Genomic DNA, 18,765 nt, shown 5'->3' with positions numbered 1-18,765 from the left:
CGATGAACCTCAGCGCGCCGTTTATCCATCGCCCGATTGCCACCACGCTGCTGGCGGCCGGGCTGGCGTTGTTTGGTGTACTGGCGTTCAACCTGTTGCCGGTGGCGCCGTTGCCGGAAGTGGATTTCCCCACCATCAGCGTCAGCGCCTCATTACCTGGCGCCGACCCGACCACCGTCGCCAGCTCCGTGGCCACGCCGCTGGAGCGCCAGTTCGGGCAGATCGCCGGGGTCACGCAAATGACCTCCGCCAGCAGCCTCGGCTCGACGCGCATCACTATGCAGTTTGATCTGAGCCGCGACATCGACGGCGCCGCGCGGGACGTGCAGGCGGCGATCAACGCCGCGCGCAGCAACTTGCCCAGCGACTTGTCCGGCAACCCGACCTACCGCAAGGTCAACCCGGCCGATTCGCCGATCCTGATCATCAGCCTGACCTCCGACAGCGCCACGCCGGGGCAGATGTACGATGCGGCCTCGACGGTGCTCGAACAACGCCTGTTGCAGACCACTGGCGTCGGCGACGTCACGGTGGGCGGCGGCGCATTGCCGGCGGTGCGCATTGAGCTGAACCCGGACCGGCTCAACCAGTACGGCGTGAGCCTGGAGCAGGTGCGCCAGGTCATCGGCGCCTCCAACGCCAACTTGCCCAAGGGCAATGTGGCGGTGGGCGATCGCTCGTATGGCATTGGCGCTAATGACCAGTTGCTCGACAGCAACGATTACGGGCCGCTGGTGGTCAAGGCCAAAAACGGCGACCTGATCCACATTGCCGACCTCGGTTATGTGCGCGAAGACGTGCAGGACCTGCGCAACTTCGGCCTGTCCAACGGCAAGCCGGCGGTGCTGCTGGTGGTGTTCAAGCAACCGGGCGCCAACGTGATCGACACGGTGGACGCGGTGAAAGCCTCGCTGCCGTTTTTGCAAAGCTCGATCCCGGCGTCGATCAAGCTCAACCTGCTGATGGACCGCACCACCACCATTCGCGCGTCGTTGCATGACGTGGAAGTGACCTTGCTGGCCTCGATCCTGCTGGTGACGCTGGTGACCTTCGGCTTCTTCCGCGACTGGCGCAGCACTCTGGTGCCGGCTGTGGTGGTGCCGTTGTCGTTGCTTGGCACCTTTGGCGCGATGTACTTCCTCGGCTACAGCCTGAATAACCTGTCGTTGATGGCGCTGACCATTTCCACCGGCTTTGTGGTCGACGATGCGATCGTGGTGGTGGAAAACATCATGCGTCACCTGGAGCGCGGCAAGACGCGGGTCGAAGCCGCACTGGCCGGGGCGCAGGAAGTCGGCTTTACGGTGCTGACCATCAGCGTGTCGCTGGTGGCGGTGTTTATTCCGTTGCTGCTGATGGGCGGGATTGTCGGGCGGCTGTTTCGCGAGTTCTCGGTGTCGCTGTCGGTGGCCATCGTCATCTCGATGGTGATTTCGCTGACGGTGACGCCGATGCTCGCCAGCGTGCTGCTGCGCGCACCCAAGGAAATCCGCGAAGGCAATGAGCACCCGGACTCACGCTTTCACCGCTTCTACGACCGCACGCTGGGCTGGGTGATCGAGCACTCGATCCTGATGGGCGTGGTGACGGTGCTGGTGATCGTGCTCGCGGGCGTGCTGTACGTGCTGGTGCCCAAGGGCTTCTTTCCCCAGGAAGACACCGGCCGCCTGCAGGGCAGCATCATCGCGGCGCAGAGTATTTCCTACGGGGCGATGCAAAAGGACTTCACCCAGATCAACCACAAGGTCATGCAAAACCCCAATGTGGAAACTGCTGCCGGGTTTGTCGGCGGCGGTGGCGGTGGCGGCGGGGCGGTCAACAGTGCGCAGCTGTTTGTGCTGCTCAAGCCGATTGATCAGCGCAAGGACAGTGCTGTCGATGTGATCGGCCAGATCCGCCGCAGCCTCGGCGATCTGCCTGGCACCAAGCTGTTTTTGCAGGCCGCCCAGGACATCACCGTGGGCGGCCGACAAAGCGGCGCGCAGTACCAATACACGCTGACTGCCGACGACCAGCAATCCCTGGATGAATGGGTGCCCAAGGTGGTGGAAGTGCTGCACACGTTGCCGCAACTCACCGACTTGAACACCGACCAGCAAGACAACAGTCTATTGGCCAATGTGAGCATCAACCGCGACACCGCCGCGCGGCTCGGCGTGGGCATGTCGGCGGTGGACCAGACGCTGTACGACGCGTTCGGCCAGCGTCAGGTCTCGACCCTTTACCGCGCCGCCAACCAGTACCACGTGGTGATGGAAATCGCCCCGCAGTACTGGACTGACCCTCAAGCGCTCAAGGGGATTTACGTGCCCGCCGGCAACACCGCAGTGGCGGCCAAAGGCACCACCATCGCGCCGAACCTGACCACGCCCACGACGTTGGTGCCGCTGTCTGCGCTGGCCGATAACAGCATCTCGCGCACGGCGATTTCGATCAGCCACCAAGGCACTTTTCCGGCCGTGACCGTCTCGTTCAACCTCGCCCCCGGCACCTCGATCGGCCAGGCCACCGCGCTGGTGGAGGACGCGGTGAAACAGTTGCGCATGCCGGCCAGCGTCACCGGCCAGTTTGCCGGCACGGCCCAGGTGTTCCAGTCGTCGGTGGCCAGCGAGCCGCTGCTGATCGTCGCCGCATTGCTCTCGGTGTACATCGTGCTGGGCATTCTGTATGAAAACCTGATGCACCCGCTGACTATCCTTTCCACCTTGCCCTCGGCGGGCGTCGGCGCGTTGATCGCCTTGCTGCTGACCGGCACCGAGTTGTCGATCATCGCGCTGGTGGGCGTGATCCTGTTGATCGGCATCGTGAAGAAGAACGCAATCATGATGATCGACTTCGCGATCACCGAACGGCGGGAGTTCGGCCTCACGGCCAAGGAAGCGATCCGGCGCGCCTGCCTGATCCGCTTCCGGCCGATCATGATGACAACGCTGGCGGCGATTCTCGGCGCGCTGCCGCTGGTGCTCGGCTCAGGTTATGGCTCGGAACTGCGCCGGCCGTTGGGGATTTCGATTATTGGTGGGCTGTTGTTCAGCCAGGTGCTGACGCTCTACACCACTCCGGTGATTTACCTCTGGCTCGACCGGGCGTCTCAGCGCCTGGGGCGGCACAAGGAAGCAAGGTCATGAAACTCAGATATAGCGTGCTGTTGGCCAGCCTGGTGCTGGGGGGCTGCATGGTCGGGCCGGACTACCAGAAGCCGGCGATGGAACTGCCGCAGTCGTTCAAGGAGGGCGCGCAGTGGCAGCGCGCGGTCTCCAACCCCCAAGGGGCGTTGGACAGCCAGTGGTGGCTGGCCTATCAGGACCCGGTGCTCAATGACTTGGTGGCGCGTTCGGCCAAGGCCAACCAGTCGATCATTGCGGCTGAGGCGGCGTATCGGTTGGCCCAGGCGCAGGTGGCGTCGAGCCGCGCCGGGTTGTGGCCGACGGTGGGCGTGGGCTTGTCCGGGTCGCGCGGCGAGGGCGGTGACGGCAGCACGTCCACCACCACCACGGCATCGACCGGGGTGAAGAACAGTGTCAGCGCCACATTGACCGCAAGCTGGGAGCCGGATTTGTGGGGGGAAGTGCGCCGGGGCATCGAATCGAGCCAGGCCACAGCTCAGCAATCGGATGCGCTGCTGGCCGGAGTGCGGTTGTCGATCAGTTCCAGCGTGGCGAGCAATTACCTGGCGTTGCGGCAGATGAATATCGATGTGCGCCTGTTGCAACAGCAGCAGACCATCAATCAGCAATTGCTCGACATGATCCAGGCGCAGTTCACGCAGGGCGTGGCGACCAATGACCAGTTGCTGGTGGCTCAGGATCAATTGACCACCTCGATAGCCGACTTGCAGACCTCGCTGCGTGATCGCGAGCAGTACGAGCATGCCTTGGCGGTGCTGATGGGCGTGGCGCCGAGTGAGTTCAACCTTGCGCCACGGACTGATTTTGCATTCGTGGTGCCACGGCCACCGTTGACCTTGGCCTCGACTTTGTTGCAACGCCGGCCTGATGTGGTTGCGGCCGAGCGCTCGGCGGCGGCGGCGAATGCCAAAATCGGCGTGGCTGAGGCGGCGTTCTTTCCCACGCTGGACCTGACTGCTCAGCTGGGGTATCGCGGCAGTGCCTTGGGTGGGTTGTTCTCCCTGCCCAATCGCATCTGGACGTTGGGCCCGGCGTTGGCGGAGACGATTTTTGATGGCGGCGCGCGGGAGGCGGCGGTCAAGCAGGCTGAGGCGAGTTATGACCAGATTGCAGCGAATTACCGGGGCACGGTGTTGAGTGCCTTGCAGAATGTCGAGGACAATTTGTCGGCGATCAATCATCTGCAAACTCAGGCGGATGCCTTCCAGCAGGTGTACCAGCGCAATCAGCAGTTGTTCGGCAGTCAGCAAGCGCAGTTGCGTGCAGGCACTGTCAGTCGGGAGACGGTGTTGACTCAGCAACTGGTGTTGCTGCAGGCGGAGCAGAATTTGCGTGATACGCAGGGCCAGTTGAGCCAGGGCAGTGTGGCGCTGATCCAGAGCCTGGGCGGTGGTTGGCAGGCGCCCTGATGAGTTGATTCACCGCAATCAAACTGTGGGAGCTGGCTTGCCTGCGATAGCGACCTCCGAGCTGCCCAGTATCTTGCTGACCTGGCACATTCCAATTGTGGGAGCGGGCTTGCTCGCGAAGGCGGTCTGCCGGTTGGCTGGGATATCTAGTCGGAGTACATATCCATTCCTTCGGTAACGGCCACTTAGGGTTCCGCTCTTACAGCGGCTCACTTTTTGAAGGACCGGAATGCCGGCCCAGCAAAAAGTAAGCAAAAAGTCCTCGCCTCACCACTCGGCACCTCGCTCACGCTTCGGTGTGCCCGAACGAAGGCTTGAATCCGTGGGCCGCCGCGATGGGCCATCCATGGCCCAGCGCGGCTAACCCGGCGTCCTGCCGGGTTACCCACGGATTCAAGCCTGCGTTCGGCCAGCGTGGTTGACGGGGCGACTCAGATCAAAAGCAAAAGCAAAAGCAGAGCAAAAGCAAAAGCCAGATCAACAGCCAGATCAACAGCAATCCTTCACGCAGCGGAAACCTATATTCCCTCACGGTCGCCGCGTTATATTCGCGGCACTTTACTTACAGGATGACCGTGTCATGGCAGGAAGCAGCTTACTGGTACTGATCGACGACATCGCCGCCGTCCTCGACGATGTGGCGTTGATGACCAAAATGGCCGCCAAGAAGACTGCCGGGGTGCTCGGCGATGACTTGGCGTTGAATGCCCAGCAGGTCTCCGGGGTGCGGGCCGAGCGGGAGATCCCGGTGGTGTGGGCGGTGGCCAAGGGCTCGTTTCTCAATAAGTTGATTCTGGTGCCTGCGGCGCTGCTAATCAGCGCGTTTGCGCCGTGGGCGGTCACGCCGTTGTTGATGCTGGGCGGGGCTTATCTGTGTTTCGAGGGCTTTGAAAAGCTCGCGCATAGCTTCATACACAAGCGCACTGAGGAACAGGCGCACTTGGTCGAAGCGGTGGCGGACCCGGCGACTGACTTGGTTGCGTTTGAGAAGGACAAGATCAAGGGCGCGATCCGTACCGACTTCATTCTGTCGGCGGAAATCATCGCCATCACCCTCGGCACGGTCGCCGATGCGCCGCTGATGCAGCAAGTGATCGTGCTGTCGGGCATCGCCATTGTCATGACCATCGGCGTTTACGGCCTGGTCGCCGGTATCGTCAAGCTTGATGACCTCGGTCTGTGGCTGACCCAAAAGCCCGGCCAGGCCGCGCGCAGCATCGGCGGGGCGATTTTGCGTGCCGCGCCTTACATGATGAAAAGCCTGTCGGTGATCGGCACGGCGGCGATGTTCATGGTCGGTGGCGGGATTCTCACCCACGGCGTCCCGGTGGTGCATCACTGGATTGAGACGGTGAGCCAGAGCACCGGTGGCCTGGCGTGGCTGATGCCGACGCTGCTCAATGCGGTGGCCGGGATTATTGCGGGGGCGGTAGCGTTGGTGGTGGTTCAAATCTTCGAGAAAATTTGGCACGCAGTAAGACATTGACACGTGTTTGCCAGGGCGTGTGAGTCAGTCTAGTCGCAGCGCTTTAGGCTTTTCCCTACAGAGGACCAATTCAATCCTTCCTAAGATCTGCGGCTCTGTTTGGCCTATCCAGGCGTTTTACAGAGTCTGTTAATCAGGGAGTTTTAAATGAATTGGTATCTGGACGCACTGAAGAAATCATTTGTATTCGAGGGGCGGTCGAGCAGGAGAGCTTTCTGGTATTTTCAGTTGGTTGATAAGGTAATTGAAGGGGCATACATAGCTATTTGCTGGTGGTTTTTTGAAGATTGGATAAAAACTACCTTGGGTATTGGCTTGGGTTATTTGCTGCTGACGCTGCCTGCCAGGGTCACTCTGTTATGCCGAAGGCTCACCGATAACGGCATCAGCCAGGTCAACTCGTTCTGGACGTTGTTGCCTTTTGTCGGGTCGCTCTTCTGGGTTGGTTTTGGGTTATGGCCGGGCGCTAAAGAACAATCTGCCAATCGCTCTGTGGATACGTCACGTACTGCTGCGTGATGTTGGAGCACAAACAAAAAAGCCACTCATTTAGGTGAGTGGCTTTTTTGTATCTGCAGGGCGTTTACTCGGCAATCTGCAACTTGCGCGATTCGGTGTAGATGTAACGCACCTTTTCATACTCGAACGGCGAGTTCATCTGACCGTAGCGGAAGCTGGTCTGGTAGCGCTTGTCGACGGCGCGCAGGGCCCAGATTTCCGGGTGGTTTTCGCTGACCTTGGACACGTTGAGGAAGTTGATCTCGGTTTCCGCGCCATAGTCGACGATCAGGCCGGTGGTATCGCGCAGGTTCGACGGGCCGAAGATCGGCAGCACCAGGTAGGCGCCGCCAGGCACGCCGTAGAAGCCCAAGGTTTGACCGAAGTCTTCGCTCTGACGCGGCAGGCCCATGGCGGTGGCTGGGTCCCACAGGCCGGCGACGCCAATGGTGGTGTTGAGCAGCAGGCGCCCGGTGGTTTCCAGGGAGCGATGGCCCTTGAGCTGCAGCAGGCTGTTCAACAGGTTGGGCACATCGCCCAGGTTGTTGAAGAAGTTGCTCACGCCGGTGCGCAGGAAGCTCGGGGTGACATAGCGGTAGCCGTCAACCACCGGCAGGAACACCCACTGGTCGAAGCGATAGTTGAAGTGGTACACGCGGCGGTTCCACGACTCCAGCGGGTCGTACACGTTGAGCGCGGTCAGCGATGAACGCTCGAACTCGCGCTGGTCCAGGCCCGGGTTGAACTTGAGCTTGGTCAGCGGCTCCTTGAAGCCATCGGCGTCGACCTTGACCGGTTCATGCGCCTTGCTGTTGTCGGCATTGGCGACGCCCGCGCACATCAGGGCGGCGAGCAGCAGAAGATATTTAGCCACGGAAGAACTCCAGCATGGCGTCGGCGTTGACGCGGTAATTAAGGTTGCCGCAGTGGCCGCCCAGCGGGTAGACGGTCAAGCGATCGCCGAAGGTTTTACGCAGGAAACCGAGGTCGCCAGGGCCGAGGATCACGTCGTCGGCGTTGTGCATCACCGCGATTTTCGGGCTGCTGTGCAGGTAGTCCTTGAGCGCGTACAGGCTCACCTGGTCAACCAGTTGCAGCAGGCTGCCGCCGTCGGAACGCGCGCGCCACATGGGGATCACTTGTTCGGTGAGGTAGCAGTCGAAGTCGCATTGCAGCGCACGCTTGAGGAACGGCGTGAGGCTGGTGCCTTCGGTGATCGGGTACTTAGGCGGAATGATCAGACCGCGGCGGTTGATCAGGTCCGAGGTAAAGGCAATGTCGGCCGCCGAGAAGCGGAACGAGGTGCCGATCAGCATCGCCATTTGTTCGTTGGTCAGGTGCTGCTTGGAGTTCTGGAAGTCGTAGAGCAAGGCGTCATTGAGGTCGATGTAGCCCTTTTGCTGGAAGTAGCGGGTCAGCTTGCTCAGCACCAGCTCATAGAAGGTGGTGGTGTTGTTGATGCCTTTGACCTCGGTCTGTACCAGCTTGTCGAGGTTGGTGATCGAGGTGTAGAGGTTGACCGGCGGGTTGAGCAGCAGCACCTTTTTGAAGTTGAAGCTGCGACGGGTCTCGTCGAGCTTGCTGACAAATGCCGCATCCAGGGCGCCGAGGCTGTAGCCGGTGAGGTAGAAGTCGGTCACCGGCAGCGAGGCGTTCTGCGCGCGCACGGCTTGCATCACGCGGTACATGTCCTCGGCGTCTTCCTGGGTGATCCCCGGGGTGGCGAAGCGCGAGGCGGCGCTGATGAAATCGAAGCTGGTTGGCGACGACAGCTGCACCACGTGGTAGCCGGCCTGGTAATAGAGTTTTTTCAGGTATTCGTTGATGCTGCTGTCAAACCGCGCGCCGGTGCCTGCGATCAGGAAGATCAGCGGCGCGGCGTGGTCTTGTTTGGCGATGCGATAGGTGAGTTTCTTCACCGCCCAGAAGTTGTCCGGCAGGCTGAACTCGCGCTCGGGGCGCATGTTCAGCGTGTAGTCGGACTGGTTGATCTCGTCGTCGGTCGGCAATTTAGGCCGAAGGTCAGGCGGGGTGGTCGCAATGGTCGCTTCGAACGGGTTGGTCAAAGGGTAGCCATAGCTGGCTTGGTCGATGTCGACGGCCAGTGCTGACGCACTCAAAAATAGGCTGCCCAGCAAGGCAGCACAGCGCAAGGAACGGAGCATGACTTAATCCCTAAGAGGAAACGTGCTGAATGAAGTTCGCAGGCTATGACCACCGCGTTGCCACCGAAGTGCCAGCTCTCGGCACTAAAAGTCGGAAAAAAGCCACGGAATCGGGGTAATAGTAGCCAGAAGATACACTTTGCGAGGCATGGATGAATACTTATCTGTGCACACCGCTTGCTAACGGCCGCCGTGGGATTAAGCTGAGCGCCGTTTTTGTCTATCGGAGTGCCCCATGTCCCGTCGTTTGCCGCTGATCCTGCTGCTTATTGCCTTGCCTTTATGGCTGGCCGCCAGTTATGGCGCACGTTACGGTTTTATGGAGGATGGCCAGTGGGTTGGCATCTGCGCCGATGAGGCCAGCCGCTGGGAATGCCAGTTGCGTTCAAACCTGGGGTTGATGATTCACTTCAAGGTCTTGGGCTGGGCGGCGTTGGTTACATCGGTGCTGGGATTTTTTGTGCCGGGCCGTGCCGGATGGGGCCTGGCCGTGTTGGGGATGGTGTTCGGCTTGCCGGCGCTGGCGTTGTACAACACCACGTTTGCGGTGTTTGCGGTGGTGATTGCAGGGCTGCGGTTGGTCAGGAAGCCGCGGGCTGCCTGACAGGGTCTCTTCGCGAGCAAGCCCGCTCCCACATTTTGACCGCGTGAATCCGGCCTTAATGTGGGAGCGGGCTTGCCTGCGATGGCGCTCTTAGGCCTTGCGCACGCGCAAGCAACGCCACAAGGCTACAACCATCAGCACACTCACGATTGCCCAACCCCACGCCTGCTGGTTCTGCAACCCTTCGCGATACAGCTGTGGCGCAATGCCTGCGCCGATGATGAAGGCCAGCAGCGCAATCTCCCGACGCGGGCCGGTTACCGGGCGAACCAGGTAAACCAGCGCCGGCAACACCAGCGCCGCACTCGGGAAGCTGCGATAACGCGGGTCAAACACCAGCGCGAGCATCATTACCGCACCGGCGAACCCGGCAATTGCCACCAGCCAGCCCGCGCGTTGCTCCAGCCAGTTGAATGCCCGCTCACGCCAACCGTCGCGCGCGCTCAGGGCCAGGGCGGCGTGGGCCAGCACCAGCAGGTTCAACACCACCAGCAAGCCTGCCCACACCCATTCATCGTTGAAGCGCGCGGTAACGCGGTTCAGCTCGGCCCAGGTGCCGATGGAACAGGCCGCTACGGCACCGAGCAATGGCAGCATGAGTGCTGCGCGCGTGCTGCGAACGCGCCCGCCAAGTACCAAGGTGCCCAGCAGGATAATCCCACCCACGCTCAGCCACAGCGGCCAGTACGGCACATTGCTGACCGGCCCGGCGAGGATGCCCTTGTCCTGGCGATCAGCATCAAACAGCCCCCAGTAACCCCCGACCGCGCCTTCGCTGGCGCGTTTCCATGGCTGGTCAAAGGCTTCGATCAGGTTGTAATGCCAGCCATTGGCCTCGGCCATGGCCACAAAGCCGCGCATGAACTTGGCCTCATTGACCCGGCTCGGCACGGCGGTTTCGCGTTGGCGGCCTTCGCTGGGCCAGCCGGTCTCGCCGATCAGCACATCCTTGGGCGCGAACGTGTTGCCGAAAGTCTGACGTACATCACCCACGTGCTTGAGCGCCTGGTCGATGCCCGACGGGTCATCTTCCCAGTACGGCAGCAGGTGAATGGTCAGGAAGTCCACCGCCGGAGCGATTTCCGGGTGCTTGAGCCAGAACTCCCACACGTCGGCATAAGTCACCGGCTGCTTGATCTGGCTTTTGACCTTGTGGATCAGCGTCACCAACTGCTTGGCGGTGACTTCCTTGCGCAGCAGCGCTTCGTTGCCGACGATCACCGAGGTGACCACGTCAGGGTTGGCGTTGGCCGCAGCGATCAACTCGGCGACTTCTTTTTCGGTGGCAACCGGGTCACTGCTGACCCAGGCGCCGGCCATCAACTTCAACCCATGTTTGCGTGCCAGGTCCGGCAAGGCTTCCAGGCCGGTCATGGAGTAGGTGCGAATGCATTCAAAGCGGGTGGCCAGCAGGGCCAGGTCGGCGTCCATGCGCTCGGGGCGCAGCTTGAAGGGCTGGTCGAACGGCGACTGGTCCTTGTCGAACGGCGTGTACGAGGCACATTGCATTTTGTGGCTGGCGCTGGCCACGTCCGGCAACACCACGGGCCGGCCGAGGCCGTACCAATAGCCGACAAGGGCAAGTACGCCGAGGATCAGGGCGAAAATATAGGGCAGGGCAGGGAAGCGGGCAGTCGCGGGCATGGTCGGCTTATCTGGGGAGCAAAGGCGCGCATCTTACCCGGATTTAGCCCTTCCCAGTGGGGCCGCATAATTTAGACATGCAAAGTTCGGGCGGGATTTTGCTGCGATGTCCTACAAATCGTCCTGCTGGCGATGTGATGTCGTTTCTTGCTTACCTGAGGTCGCAGTCAGAGCAGGTCCAAGGTCCCGGCAGGTTGATGATCGAAGTGTCAGCACTCCACTGATGTCTGGGCCGCCGGATCGATGCGCGTGAAGGGGGCGCGGTGCACCACATAACAACAGGTTGACGTCGCTCGGCATCCGCCGGGCGCAGCACTTTCGGGGAAGTACTATGAAGATGCGACGACTCTTGGGCGCAGCTGCCACTCTGGTAGTTGCGATGAGCTCCACACTGGCCAGCGCCGACAGCAAAACCCTGAGCATCGGTTACGTAGATGGCTGGTCTGACAGCGTTGCCACCACCCACGTGGCGGCAGAAGTGATCAAGGAAAAGCTCGGTTATGACGTGAAACTGCAGGCCGTCGCTACCGGGATCATGTGGCAGGGCGTGGCCACCGGCAAGCTCGACGCCATGCTCTCCGCCTGGCTGCCCGTGACCCACGGTGAGTACTGGGCCAAGAACAAGGACAAGGTGGTCGACTACGGCCCCAACTTCAAGGATGCAAAAATTGGCCTGATCGTGCCGGAGTACGTCAAGGCCAAATCGATTGAAGACCTCAAGACCGACACCACCTTCAAGAACAAGATTGTCGGCATCGACGCCGGTTCAGGCGTGATGCTCAAGACCGACGAAGCGATCAAGGCCTATGGCCTGGACTACAAGCTGCAAGCCAGCTCGGGCGCCGCGATGATTGCCGAACTGACCCGTGCCGAAGACAAACAGGAGTCCATTGCGGTCACCGGTTGGGTGCCACACTGGATGTTCGCCAAGTGGAAACTGCGTTTCCTGGACGATCCAAAAGGAATTTATGGGGCTGCTGAAACCGTCAACAGCATCGGCAGCAAGGGCCTGGAGAAGAAAGCGCCGGAAGTCGCGGCCTTTTTGAAGAAATTCCAGTGGGCCTCCAAGGACGAAATCGGCGAAGTCATGCTCGCAATCCAGGAAGGCGCCAAGCCTGATGCCGCGGCCAAGGATTGGGTCGCCAAACACCCTGAGCGTGTGGCCGAGTGGACTGCCAAATAAAGCACTAACTCTTTAGAAGCCCCGCCACAACCCTAATGTGGGAGCGGGCTTGCCCGCGAAGGCGGTGTGTCAGTCAGCCCATGTATTGACTGATGCACCGCTTTCGCGAGCAAGCCCGCTCCCACATTTTTTTGCCTGCATTCAGGCTGTTGTTTATTTGTTGGCTTAAAAACTTGCGAAGTTGCTATCTCGTTCTACTACTAAGGTCGTCTGGAACCTGTTCCGCAGCCGCATACAGTGGATATGTTCCAAAATAATAAAAAGCTGTGCTGCGAGGATAAAAACAATGAACGACAGCATTTACCTCTCGATTCAAAACAGCCCGCGTTTCAAGGAGCTGGTGAGAAAAAGGGAAAGGTTCGCCTGGATTCTCTCGGCGATCATGCTAGGGCTTTACTCCGCTTTCATCCTGTTGATTGCCTACGGGCCACAAGTGCTGGGGGCCAAGCTCAGCCCCGGTTCCTCGATTACCTGGGGAATCCCGATCGGGGTCGGGCTGATTGTGTCGGCCTTCATTCTTACCGGCGTCTACGTACGACGCGCCAACGGCGAATTCGACGACCTGAACAATGCGATTCTCAAGGAGGCTGCGCAATGATCCGGCGTCTATTGGCTGTATGTGGCGCTTCGATCTTCGCGCCCGCCGTTTGGGCGGCGGATGCCTTGACCGGTGAAGTGCACAAGCAACCGCTGAATATCGCCGCGATCCTGATGTTCGTGGCGTTTGTCGGTGCAACCCTGTGCATCACCTACTGGGCGTCCAAGCGCAACAAATCGGCGGCTGATTACTATGCGGCCGGCGGCAAGATTACCGGCTTCCAGAACGGCCTGGCGATTGCTGGCGACTATATGTCGGCGGCGTCCTTCCTGGGCATTTCCGCGCTGGTGTTCACCTCCGGTTATGACGGCCTGATCTATTCGATCGGCTTCCTGGTGGGCTGGCCGATCATTCTGTTCCTGATCGCCGAGCGCCTGCGTAACCTGGGCAAGTACACCTTTGCCGACGTGGCGTCCTATCGCCTCGGGCAAACCCAGATCCGCAGCCTGTCGGCCTGTGGTTCGCTGGTGGTGGTGGCGTTCTACCTGATCGCGCAGATGGTCGGCGCGGGCAAGCTGATCCAACTGCTGTTCGGCCTGGATTACCACGTTGCGGTGATTCTGGTGGGTATCCTGATGTGCCTGTATGTGTTGTTCGGCGGCATGCTGGCGACCACCTGGGTACAGATCATCAAGGCTGTGCTGTTGCTGTCCGGTGCCTCGTTCATGGCGCTGATGGTGATGAAGCACGTCAACTTCGACTTCAACACGCTGTTTGCCGAGGCGATCAAGGTTCACCCTAAAGGTGAAGCGATCATGAGCCCGGGCGGCCTGGTGAAAGACCCGATCTCGGCGTTCTCCCTGGGGCTGGCGCTGATGTTCGGTACTGCTGGCCTGCCGCACATCCTGATGCGCTTCTTCACCGTAAGCGACGCCAAGGAAGCGCGTAAGAGCGTGCTGTATGCCACCGGTTTCATCGGTTACTTCTACATCCTGACCTTTATCATCGGCTTTGGCGCGATCCTGCTGGTCAGCACCAACCCGGCGTTCAAGGATGCGGCAGGCGCCTTGCTCGGCGGCAACAACATGGCGGCGGTGCACCTGGCCAACGCGGTGGGCGGCAGTATTTTCCTGGGCTTCATCTCGGCCGTGGCGTTTGCCACCATTCTGGCAGTGGTTGCCGGCCTGACCTTGGCGGGTGCTTCGGCGGTGTCCCATGACCTGTATGCCAGCGTGATCAAGAAAGGCAAGGCCAACGAGAAGGATGAGATTCGCGTGTCGAAGATCACCACCATCGCCCTGGCGGTGCTGGCAATCGGCTTGGGTATCCTGTTCGAAAGCCAGAACATTGCGTTCATGGTCGGCCTGGCGTTCTCCATTGCCGCCAGCTGTAACTTCCCGGTGCTGCTGCTTTCCATGTACTGGAAAAACCTCACCACCCGCGGCGCGATGATTGGCGGCTGGCTGGGCTTGATCAGTGCCGTTGGCCTGATGATCCTCGGACCGACCATCTGGGTGTCGATCCTGCACCACGAGAAAGCCATCTTTCCGTACGAATACCCGGCGCTGTTCTCGATGATCATTGCGTTCATCGGCATCTGGTTCTTCTCCATCACCGACAAGTCGGCGGCGGCAGAGAAAGAGCGTGCGCTGTACTTCCCGCAGTTTGTGCGTTCACAAACGGGCCTGGGGGCGAGTGGGGCGGTTAACCACTAAGTGTCGTAACGGTTACAAAAAAAGCCCCGGTCGCAAGATCGGGGCTTTTTTTTGCATTTATTGGTCACGGATACAACAAAACTGTTTCTTAAATCCTGCATCAATAAAAGTGGTTTTCAGCGGGTGAGGGGGGTGGGAGTGATCGGTGTTGGCGCGCGTTCGGCAGAAACAAATAAGGCCTCCAGAGGAGGCCTTATTCGGTGCAACTAAGCGGTTGGCTTACTTGCGGTCTTCCAGCTTGGTGATGTCACGCGACTCGTAGCCGGTGTACAGCTGGCGCGGGCGGCCAATCTTGTACGGGCTGGAGAGCATTTCTTTCCAGTGGGAGATCCAGCCCACGGTCCGCGCCAGGGCGAAGATCACGGTGAACATGCTGGTGGGAATGCCGATCGCCTTGAGGATGATCCCCGAGTAGAAGTCGACGTTCGGGTACAGCGAGCGCTCGATGAAGTACGGATCGGTCAGCGCGATCTCTTCCAGGCGCATGGCCAGTTCGAGTTGCGGATCGTTCTTGATGCCCAGTTCCTTCAACACTTCGTCGCAGGTCTGCTTCATCACGGTGGCGCGCGGGTCACGGTTCTTGTAGACGCGGTGACCGAAGCCCATCAGCTTGAACGGATCGTTCTTGTCCTTGGCCTTGGCGATGAACTTGTCGATGTTCGAGACATCGCCGATTTCATCGAGCATGGTCAATACGGCTTCGTTCGCACCGCCGTGGGCAGGGCCCCAGAGTGCGGCGATACCGGCGGCGATACAGGCGAACGGGTTGGCACCCGAGGAGCCTGCCAGGCGTACGGTCGAGGTGGAGGCGTTCTGCTCGTGGTCGGCGTGGAGGATGAAGATCCGGTCCATGGCCTTGGCGAGCGTCGGGCTGATCGGTTTGATCTCGCACGGGGTGTTGAACATCATGTGCAGGAAGTTTTCCGCGTACGTCAGGTCGTTGCGCGGGTACATCATGGGTTGCCCCATGGAGTACTTGTAAACCATTGCGGCCAGGGTTGGCATCTTGGCAACCAGGCGGATCGCGGAGATTTCGCGATGCTGCGGGTTATTGATGTCCAGGGAGTCGTGATAGAAGGCCGACAGGGCGCCAACCACGCCGCACATCACGGCCATCGGGTGGGCGTCGCGACGGAAGCCGTTAAAGAAGGTCTTCAACTGCTCGTGAACCATGGTGTGGTTCTTCACGGTGCTGACGAACTGGGCTTTTTGCTCGGCTGTTGGCAATTCGCCATTTAGCAGCAGGTAGCAGGTTTCGAGGTAGTCCGATTGCTCGGCCAGCTGCTCGATCGGGTAGCCCCGGTGCAGCAGAATGCCATTGTCGCCGTCGATATAGGTGATCTTCGACTCGCAAGAGGCGGTCGACATGAAGCCTGGGTCGAAAGTGAAACGGCCCGTGGCCGTCAGGCCCCGTACGTCGATAACATCGGGACCAACGGTGCCGGTTAAAATGGGCAGCTCGACGGGGGCTGCGCCCTCGATGATCAACTGCGCTTTTTTGTCAGCCATGTGGCCTCCTATTTATGCTTCAAATCATCAGACAGACCCCCCACGCAGGGCCCGCACCACTATAGTGAGATAAATTCAGATGTCAATTTGCCTAAAGTCTTGCTCCAGAAGGCTTTAACCGTACTTTTTCGTCGAAATTGACTGCCATTTACGCCTTTTATCCCGCCAGCGCAATCAGCTATTAGGGTGAGGAGCGCGCGTTGTCATTAGTAACCTAACTGTCTATACTCGGCCACCGACCGCCAAGGGCTTTTGGGCTTGCTTTCATTGGGGGTCGCACTCCCTGGGTGGTGCTTACCTGACCAGTCGCACTCCCCAACAACTTTGCCCTGATTGTTAGGGGCTCTTCAGTGTGAAAAAAAGCCGTGAATAGCCAACGACCTGTAAACCTAGACCTAAGGACCATCAAACTCCCCATCACCGGCGTTACGTCGTTCCTGCACCGTGTTTCCGGCATCATCCTGTTCCTGGGCTTGGGCATCATGCTTTATGCATTGAGCAAATCCCTGGGTTCCGAGGAAGGTTTTGCCGAGGTGAAGGCATGCTTGACCAGCCCGCTGGCCAAGTTCGTAGCATGGGGCCTCCTGTCCGCTCTGCTTTATCATCTGGTAGCCGGCGTGCGCCACTTGATCATGGATATGGGCATCGGTGAGACGCTGGAAGGCGGCCGCCTGGGCTCGAAAATCATCATCGCCATTTCCGTGGTGCTGATCGTTCTGGCAGGAGTTTGGATATGGTAACCAGCGTTACGAACCTTTCGCGTTCGGGCCTCTATGACTGGATGGCACAGCGTGTGTCTGCGGTCGTTCTCGCGGCTTATTTCATTTTCCTGATCGGATACCTCGTCGCAAACCCGGGCATCGGCTATGAGCAATGGCACGGCCTGTTTTCCCACAATGCGATGCGAATCTTCAGTCTGCTGGCACTTGTAGCTCTGGGCGCTCACGCCTGGGTCGGCATGTGGACCATCGCGACTGACTACCTGACGCCAATGGCGCTGGGCAAGTCCGCGACTGCAGTCCGTTTCCTCTTCCAGGCAGTATGCGGCGTCGCGATGTTCGCTTACTTCGTCTGGGGTGTGCAGATTCTTTGGGGTATCTGATTCATGGCTAACATTCCAACTATTTCCTTCGACGCCATCATTATTGGTGGCGGCGGTGCTGGCATGCGCGCAGCGCTGCAGCTGGCCCAGGGCGGTCACAAGACTGCCGTGATCACCAAAGTGTTCCCAACGCGTTCCCACACCGTATCGGCCCAGGGTGGCATCACCTGCGCCATCGCGTCCGCCGACCCGAACGATGACTGGCGCTGGCACATGTACGACACCGTCAAGGGTTCCGACTACATCGGTGACCAGGACGCTATCGAATACATGTGTCAGGAAGGCCCGGCCGCCGTGTTCGAGCTGGACCACATGGGTCTGCCGTTCTCGCGTACCGAGCAGGGTCGTATCTACCAGCGTCCATTCGGCGGCCAGTCGAAGGATTACGGTAAAGGCGGCCAGGCTGCCCGTACGTGCGCCGCTTCCGACCGTACCGGTCACGCGCTGCTGCACACCCTGTATCAGGGCAACCTGAAAGCCGGCACCACGTTCCTGAACGAATACTACGCGGTTGACCTGGTGAAAAACGCTGACGGCGCATTCGTCGGCGTGATCGCCATCTGCATCGAAACCGGTGAAACCTCCTACATCCGCGCCAAGGCTACCGTTCTGGCGACTGGCGGTGCAGGCCGTATCTACGCATCGACCACCAATGCCCTGATCAACACCGGTGACGGCGTCGGCATGGCACTGCGTGCAGGCGTACCGGTGCAAGACATCGAAATGTGGCAGTTCCACCCAACCGGCATTGCCGGCGCCGGCGTACTGGTAACCGAAGGTTGCCGTGGTGAAGGCGGCTACCTGATCAACAAGAACGGCGAGCGCTTCATGGAGCGTTATGCTCCGAACGCGAAAGACCTTGCCGGTCGTGACGTTGTAGCCCGTTCGATGGTCAAGGAAATCATTGCCGGTAACGGCTGTGGCCCTAATGGCGATCACGTACTGCTCAAGCTCGATCACCTGGGCGAAGAAGTACTGCACAGCCGCCTGCCGGGTATCTGTGAGCTGTCCAAGACCTTTGCTCACGTTGACCCGGTGGTTGCTCCGGTTCCGGTTGTTCCGACTTGCCACTACATGATGGGCGGCGTGCCGACCAACATTCATGGTCAGGCGATCACTCAGAACGCCGACGGCGTGGACGAGATCATTCACGGCCTGTTCGCGGTAGGCGAAGTGGCGTGCGTATCGGTTCACGGCGCCAACCGCCTGGGCGGCAACTCGCTGCTCGACCTGGTGGTATTCGGTCGCGCTGCCGGCCTGCACCTCGAGAAGGCACTGTCCGACGGCATCGAATACGATGACGCGACCGACGCCAACATCGAAACTGCTCTGGCGCGCCTGAACGCTCTGAACGAGCGTACCGATGGCGAAGACGTGGCAACCCTGCGTCGCGAGCTGCAAAACTGCATGCAAAACTACTTCGGTGTATTCCGTACCGGCGAATACATGCAGAAGGGTATTGCCCAGCTGGCCGATCTGCGCAAGCGCATCGCCAACGTCAAGATCAACGATAAGAGCCAGGCGTTCAACACCGCTCGTATCGAAGCCCTTGAGCTGCAAAACCTGTTGGAAGTGGCTGAAGCGACTGCGATCGCCGCCGAGGTTCGTAAAGAATCCCGTGGTGCTCACGCTCGTGAAGACTTTGAAGACCGCGACGACGAGAACTGGTTGTGCCACACCCTGTACTTCCCGGGTGACAAGCGCGTGACCAAGCGTGCCGTGAACTTCTCGCCGAAGACGGTTCCGACGTTTGAACCGAAGATTCGGACTTACTAAGGGTGGCT

At 59.9% G+C, this 18,765-nt stretch carries 15 protein-coding genes; 11 read left to right on the top strand and 4 right to left on the bottom strand.

Annotation, left to right across the window (positions count from 1 at the left end):
* Window positions 1-2: 2 nt before the first annotated feature.
* From L8K08_RS00805 to L8K08_RS00790, 4 genes are all read left to right on the top strand, one after another.
* Entirely contained in the window at window positions 3-3,128 is a 3,126-nt protein-coding gene (locus tag L8K08_RS00805) for an efflux RND transporter permease subunit (protein WP_242193712.1), read from the top strand.
* On the top strand, window positions 3,125-4,537 hold the full coding sequence (locus L8K08_RS00800; protein WP_242193710.1) for an efflux transporter outer membrane subunit: 1,413 nt from the start codon (window positions 3,125-3,127) through the stop codon (window positions 4,535-4,537). Before L8K08_RS00805 ends, L8K08_RS00800 begins: the two co-directional genes overlap by 4 nt.
* A 580-nt stretch (window positions 4,538-5,117) precedes the next feature.
* Window positions 5,118-6,023, top strand: coding sequence for a DUF808 domain-containing protein (locus L8K08_RS00795; RefSeq protein WP_242193708.1), 906 nt, complete (start codon window positions 5,118-5,120; stop codon window positions 6,021-6,023).
* Window positions 6,024-6,170: 147 nt separating this feature from the next.
* Window positions 6,171-6,542, top strand: a complete 372-nt coding sequence (locus L8K08_RS00790) for a DUF805 domain-containing protein (protein WP_242193706.1) — start codon at window positions 6,171-6,173, stop codon at window positions 6,540-6,542.
* Between the two features lie 64 nt (window positions 6,543-6,606).
* On the opposite strand, the gene L8K08_RS00785 is transcribed toward L8K08_RS00790, so the two are convergent.
* Entirely contained in the window at window positions 6,607-7,395 is a 789-nt protein-coding gene (locus L8K08_RS00785; RefSeq protein WP_145164999.1) for a VacJ family lipoprotein, read from the bottom strand.
* Entirely contained in the window at window positions 7,388-8,686 is a 1,299-nt protein-coding gene (locus L8K08_RS00780; protein WP_106576749.1) for a serine/threonine protein kinase, read from the bottom strand. Before L8K08_RS00780 ends, L8K08_RS00785 begins: the two co-directional genes overlap by 8 nt.
* A 235-nt stretch (window positions 8,687-8,921) precedes the next feature.
* Here L8K08_RS00780 and L8K08_RS00775 point away from each other — a divergent pair, with 235 nt between their 5' ends.
* A complete protein-coding gene (locus L8K08_RS00775) occupies window positions 8,922-9,290 on the top strand; it encodes a hypothetical protein (protein WP_106576748.1) in 369 nt (122 codons plus the stop codon).
* A 90-nt stretch (window positions 9,291-9,380) separates the two neighbouring features.
* Here L8K08_RS00775 and L8K08_RS00770 read toward each other — a convergent pair whose 3' ends face one another.
* Window positions 9,381-10,934 carry a glycosyl hydrolase family 17 protein gene (locus L8K08_RS00770; protein WP_242193703.1) on the bottom strand — a complete coding sequence of 518 codons (1,554 nt, stop codon included), beginning with the start codon at window positions 10,932-10,934 and terminating at the stop codon, window positions 9,381-9,383.
* Between the two features lie 331 nt (window positions 10,935-11,265).
* Between L8K08_RS00770 and L8K08_RS00765 the strand changes: the two genes are divergently transcribed.
* From L8K08_RS00765 to L8K08_RS00755, 3 genes are all read left to right on the top strand, one after another.
* Entirely contained in the window at window positions 11,266-12,117 is an 852-nt protein-coding gene (locus tag L8K08_RS00765) for a glycine betaine ABC transporter substrate-binding protein (RefSeq protein ID WP_145164995.1), read from the top strand.
* Window positions 12,118-12,403: 286 nt separating this feature from the next.
* Entirely contained in the window at window positions 12,404-12,715 is a 312-nt protein-coding gene (locus tag L8K08_RS00760) for a DUF485 domain-containing protein (RefSeq protein ID WP_242193701.1), read from the top strand.
* Window positions 12,712-14,370, top strand: a complete 1,659-nt coding sequence (locus L8K08_RS00755; protein ID WP_145164993.1) for a cation acetate symporter — start codon at window positions 12,712-12,714, stop codon at window positions 14,368-14,370. Before L8K08_RS00760 ends, L8K08_RS00755 begins: the two co-directional genes overlap by 4 nt.
* 219 nt (window positions 14,371-14,589) lie before the next feature.
* Here the strand turns inward: L8K08_RS00755 and gltA are convergent, their stop codons facing one another.
* On the bottom strand, window positions 14,590-15,879 hold the full coding sequence (gene gltA, locus L8K08_RS00750) for a citrate synthase (protein ID WP_078047629.1): 1,290 nt from the start codon (window positions 15,877-15,879) through the stop codon (window positions 14,590-14,592).
* 365 nt (window positions 15,880-16,244) lie between these two features.
* Between gltA and sdhC the strand changes: the two genes are divergently transcribed.
* From sdhC to sdhA, 3 genes are read left to right on the top strand one after another with little or no spacing between them, the layout of a single operon-like run.
* The gene (gene sdhC, locus L8K08_RS00745; protein WP_106576743.1) at window positions 16,245-16,619 is read left to right on the top strand and encodes a succinate dehydrogenase, cytochrome b556 subunit; all 375 of its coding nucleotides are present in this window, start codon (window positions 16,245-16,247) and stop codon (window positions 16,617-16,619) included.
* Complete coding sequence (sdhD, locus tag L8K08_RS00740; protein ID WP_003172805.1) at window positions 16,613-16,981, top strand: succinate dehydrogenase, hydrophobic membrane anchor protein; 369 nt, start codon at window positions 16,613-16,615, stop codon at window positions 16,979-16,981. Before sdhC ends, sdhD begins: the two co-directional genes overlap by 7 nt.
* A 3-nt stretch (window positions 16,982-16,984) precedes the next feature.
* Complete coding sequence (gene sdhA, locus L8K08_RS00735; protein ID WP_145164991.1) at window positions 16,985-18,757, top strand: succinate dehydrogenase flavoprotein subunit; 1,773 nt, start codon at window positions 16,985-16,987, stop codon at window positions 18,755-18,757.
* The last annotated feature ends 8 nt before the right edge of the window (window positions 18,758-18,765 follow it).

The organism is Pseudomonas sp. TREG-RG-20F-10-E-6-01 (genome assembly GCF_022662455.1).
In the GTDB taxonomy this organism is placed as follows: domain Bacteria; phylum Pseudomonadota; class Gammaproteobacteria; order Pseudomonadales; family Pseudomonadaceae; genus Aquipseudomonas.
This window is presented reverse-complemented; position numbering and strand designations above follow the sequence as displayed.